The 3,774-nt window shown below is 38.6% G+C and carries 5 protein-coding genes; 3 read left to right on the forward strand and 2 right to left on the reverse strand.

Features of this window, described 5'->3' with window-relative positions; all coding sequences use genetic code 11:
* The first annotated feature begins 1,037 nt into the window (after nucleotides 1-1,037).
* The 3 genes from repM to ACSC97_RS17870 are packed head-to-tail and all read left to right on the forward strand — an operon-like array spanning nucleotide 1,038 to nucleotide 2,695.
* Entirely contained in the window at nucleotides 1,038-1,961 is a 924-nt protein-coding gene (gene repM / locus ACSC97_RS17860; protein ID WP_087548435.1) for a replication initiation protein RepM, read from the forward strand.
* A gap of 6 nt (nucleotides 1,962-1,967) precedes the next feature.
* Nucleotides 1,968-2,303 carry a hypothetical protein gene (locus tag ACSC97_RS17865; RefSeq protein ID WP_004906423.1) on the forward strand — a complete coding sequence of 112 codons (336 nt, stop codon included), beginning with the start codon at nucleotides 1,968-1,970 and terminating at the stop codon, nucleotides 2,301-2,303.
* A gap of 35 nt (nucleotides 2,304-2,338) precedes the next feature.
* A complete protein-coding gene (locus ACSC97_RS17870; RefSeq protein WP_004906424.1) occupies nucleotides 2,339-2,695 on the forward strand; it encodes a hypothetical protein in 357 nt (118 codons plus the stop codon).
* Here ACSC97_RS17870 and ACSC97_RS17875 read toward each other — a convergent pair.
* Nucleotides 2,692-2,961 carry a type II toxin-antitoxin system RelE/ParE family toxin gene (locus tag ACSC97_RS17875; RefSeq protein ID WP_042107339.1) on the reverse strand — a complete coding sequence of 90 codons (270 nt, stop codon included), beginning with the start codon at nucleotides 2,959-2,961 and terminating at the stop codon, nucleotides 2,692-2,694. The genes ACSC97_RS17870 and ACSC97_RS17875 overlap by 4 nt on opposite strands.
* Nucleotides 2,958-3,248, reverse strand: a complete 291-nt coding sequence (locus ACSC97_RS17880; protein ID WP_020899956.1) for a CopG family ribbon-helix-helix protein — start codon at nucleotides 3,246-3,248, stop codon at nucleotides 2,958-2,960. The genes ACSC97_RS17875 and ACSC97_RS17880 overlap by 4 nt, the downstream gene beginning before the upstream one ends.
* Nucleotides 3,249-3,774 lie beyond the last annotated feature (526 nt).

A 3,774-nucleotide genomic window follows, 5' to 3' on the forward strand; every position in this document is an offset into this window, starting at 1 on the left:
GAAGGGGTGTGAAGCGAAAGCGGAACATCATCGAAGCCCCAGCGGAGATGACTGGGGGGAGCCGACAACGTAAAAGGGAGTGAACACGAACTTTAGACATCCCCAGATGTCGTTAGTTGTTGGGGGGCAAGCCCACCCCGTCAAACTATCCCGAAGGGTAGTTGACCCACCTCGTTTTAGTGAGAGCGTTCAGCGAATCCGAAGGACATACGAGCCTAGCGAAATATGCACCTAAAAGGGGGTGGGTCAACTACGTAGTAGTATGACGGGGCGCGAGCACGAAGTGCGCTGCAACTTGGAGCGATAGCGGAAAGTGAAAGGCAACAAAAAACGATTATCAAGGGCGTCCAGCCCTTGAAGTACAAGGAATCCTGACGTCCAGGAAGGACGAGCGAAGCGAGCTTGTACGGTAATTGTTTTTAGGCGCAACGAAGTGAAGGCTTTGTGCTTTTTTCTGTGCTTCCGTTGGTGCATCAATTCCACAAGAAAAGCACAATAGAAAACACAGATAGAATTAACCGAACGAGTGTCTACGAGTGATTGAGCACTATGAAAATTTCGCCCTGTTCTTTCCCTGATTACAAATTGGTATTTATACTTTTAAGGCACTGACCGAGCAAAGCGACAACACCATATTTGAAACTAGATCGAGCGAAGCGAGCAAAAAAGTTTTATGAGCGAAGCGAATCCATACTTGCTTTTGCTTTTAGATTTCACAAACAGTATTTACAGAAAAATTGCCCCTCGAAGCGAGGAACGAGCTTCAATAAAGTACGAGCTTTAGCGAGTACATAGGGCAATTTTGACTACTCCCCCTCTTTTTTAATTTTTTTAATTTTTTTAATTTTTAGAGGGTCTGAAATGATTATATAGCAATGCTTTCAGCCTTAATATAGCAACGTTTATCTTGCAATATAGCAACGTTTATCTTGCAATATAGCAACGTTTATCTTGCAATATAGCAACGTTTATCTTGCAAATCACAACACTAAAGAATAATGTTGCTATAACAACAAAATTAAAATAAGTTGCTGTGTATGAAAAAAGACCTAATCGTTAAGGATAATGCGCTGATCAATGCCAGTTATAATTTAGACCTTGCAGAACAACGCCTAATTCTTTTAGCAATACTGGAGGCGAGGGAATCTAACACCCCTAGTAACCATGATTTAACTATCCACGCAGAAAGCTACATCAATCACTTCAATGTCCACAGAAACACCGCCTACAAAGTCTTAAAGGATGCTTGCAAGAACTTGTTTGAGCGTCGTTTTAGTTACCAAAAATTAACGGCTAAAGGTAATCTTGAGAATGTTATGAGCAGATGGGTGCAGCGTGTGTCCTATGTTGAAAATGAAGCCCTTGTGCGTATCAGATTTTCAGATGACGTTGTGCCACTGATCACCAACCTAGAGAAGCATTTCACCAGTTATGAACTGGAGCAGGTGAGTAGTCTAACCAGTGCCTACGCCATACGTTTATATGAACTCCTGATCGCATGGCGTAGCACTGGCAAAGTATCAATGCTTGAAACTAAGGAATTGCGTTCAAGGCTTGGTGTATTGGATACAGAGCATCAACGGATGGAATCATTTAAAAGACGAGTATTAGAGCCTGCTATTCAACAAATTAACGACCACACCGACATTAAGGCAGAATACGAACAACATAAGCGAGGGCGTTCGATCATTGGCTTTTCATTCAGCTTTAAACAGAAATCCAAGCCTAAAACAGTGAAAGAGGAACGAGATCCAAACACCCCTGACTTTTTTATCAAAATGACTGATTCACAGCGCCATTTATTTGCTAATAAGATGTCTGAAATGCCCGAAATGTCTAAGTATTCACAAGGTACAGAAAGCTATCAGCAATTTGCTATTCGTATTGCTGAGATGCTTTTACAGCCTGAGAAATTTAGGGAGCTTTACCCTTTCTTAGAAAAAGCAGGATTTAAGGGATAAATACCAATGAATAAAAGTGCTTTTATCAAAAAATTCTTAGAAATTTATGTAAATACAACCTTACCCCATCCTGATGACTCTTATAGTCACATAGATTTTGAAGTGATGATCACTCCAAAATATGAAAATAGAAGCCGTATTGCTGTATTTTCAGGTGATCATGGAATATTCCCTATTATATTGGAAATAACAGACAATCCACACCATATAGAACTTGGATATATTGATGTATTTTTAATTGCAAATAAGCCTGTCAGAAAAAGTAAAAAACAACGGGATTTATTGAAGTTAATTATGAAATATCTACAACAAAATAATTTGATAAAATTTAGTCATGACTAAATTCTAAAAGATGCCATTAAAAATAGGTTTAGATAATGAAATTTCTTAAATTAATTATGTTTATTATTCTTAGTGCTTGTTCAGTTGCGACTTACGCTAAAAACAAAGAAAAATTAGTGATAGTCCATGTTACTGATCTTCCTAAACAATATTCTTTTTCACCAAATACCTCCATCGAGGTTCAATCGGTATCTGATAAACCACTCAACGTTAAAAAAGTGGTTGTTAATCGAGGTGCTTGTCTTGCATTACCTGATGACAGAACTAAAAATTTACCTAGTTATGGTAGTCGAGCAGAATATTTAATGGGCGGATGTTATGCCAAACATATTACTGAAATTGCTGTTTACTTAGATAATAATCAAGTAGTTGTATTCAACTTCAATAACTAAATCCAATGTTGTGATGTATGTAAGACTCTTAAAATACGTACATTTTCAGTAATGTCATACACCACAACATAATGCGGATGAACAACTAATTCCCTTGTTCCTTTTTTCTGTCCAGTGCGCCCAATAAGATTATTATGGGCAAGCAAACTAATTTTTTCCCTAATTAAATCATCCAATTCAATGGCAGCAATCGGATTTCTTTCATCGAGATAATCATAAATTCTTTCACGATCTTGTTCTGCATCTACTGTCCAAAGAATTTTCATGATTGACTAGCAGCCAATCGTGCCAATGTTGCAGCTCGTTTTGCTGCGAATTTCGCTTCCACGTCCTCATGTGAAATAAGATTCCCTGCATTAGCTTGATCTAAACCAATTTGAACTTGTTGTTGAAACCAAACATCATAAGATGCAGCTTCTTGTTGTTTTTTGACGAAATCGCGCATGAAATCGCGTAATAATTGTGCCCCACTACGGTCAATTTCTTTAGCAAAACTAGAAAATTCTTGCTTTAAAGATTCGTCCACTCGAAAAGTAAAAGTTGCTTCTGCCATATACTCACCAATGTGTTACATTTAATGTTCAATATAACACAAATTAATATATCGCTATTTTTTTCCAACTTAAACTTTGTTATTTTAGATGTTCAGATAAGTCATTTAGACCGTTCCTTATCTGAAATGATCTATAGGTTACAGATCAGGTGACTATCCATATTGACGGTACTGTTCAACAGTAGTGGGTGGTCACCAACCCTTCTATTTTTCGATTTAAGCAACTTTTCATCCTTAAAGCCACAACTTATACCCACAGCGAGCAAAGCTCGGCTAAACGCATCCTATGAGCAAATAGAGCATGTAATCAGGGAGAGTGCATCCTTGATTTTAATTTCTATTGTTCGCTCGTAGACACTCGCTCTGTGAGTGTATTTGTGCTTTTCCTTTGGCGAAAGCCAAAGATTAGCCCCGAAGGGGTGTGAAGCGAAAGCGGAACATCATCGAAGCCCCAGCGGAGATGACTGGGGGGAGCCGACAACGTAAAAGGGAGTGAACACGAACTTTAGACATCCCCAGATGTCGT

Origin of the sequence: Acinetobacter sp. P1(2025) (assembly GCF_051390655.1) — a bacterium.
Classification (GTDB): domain Bacteria; phylum Pseudomonadota; class Gammaproteobacteria; order Pseudomonadales; family Moraxellaceae; genus Acinetobacter; species Acinetobacter junii.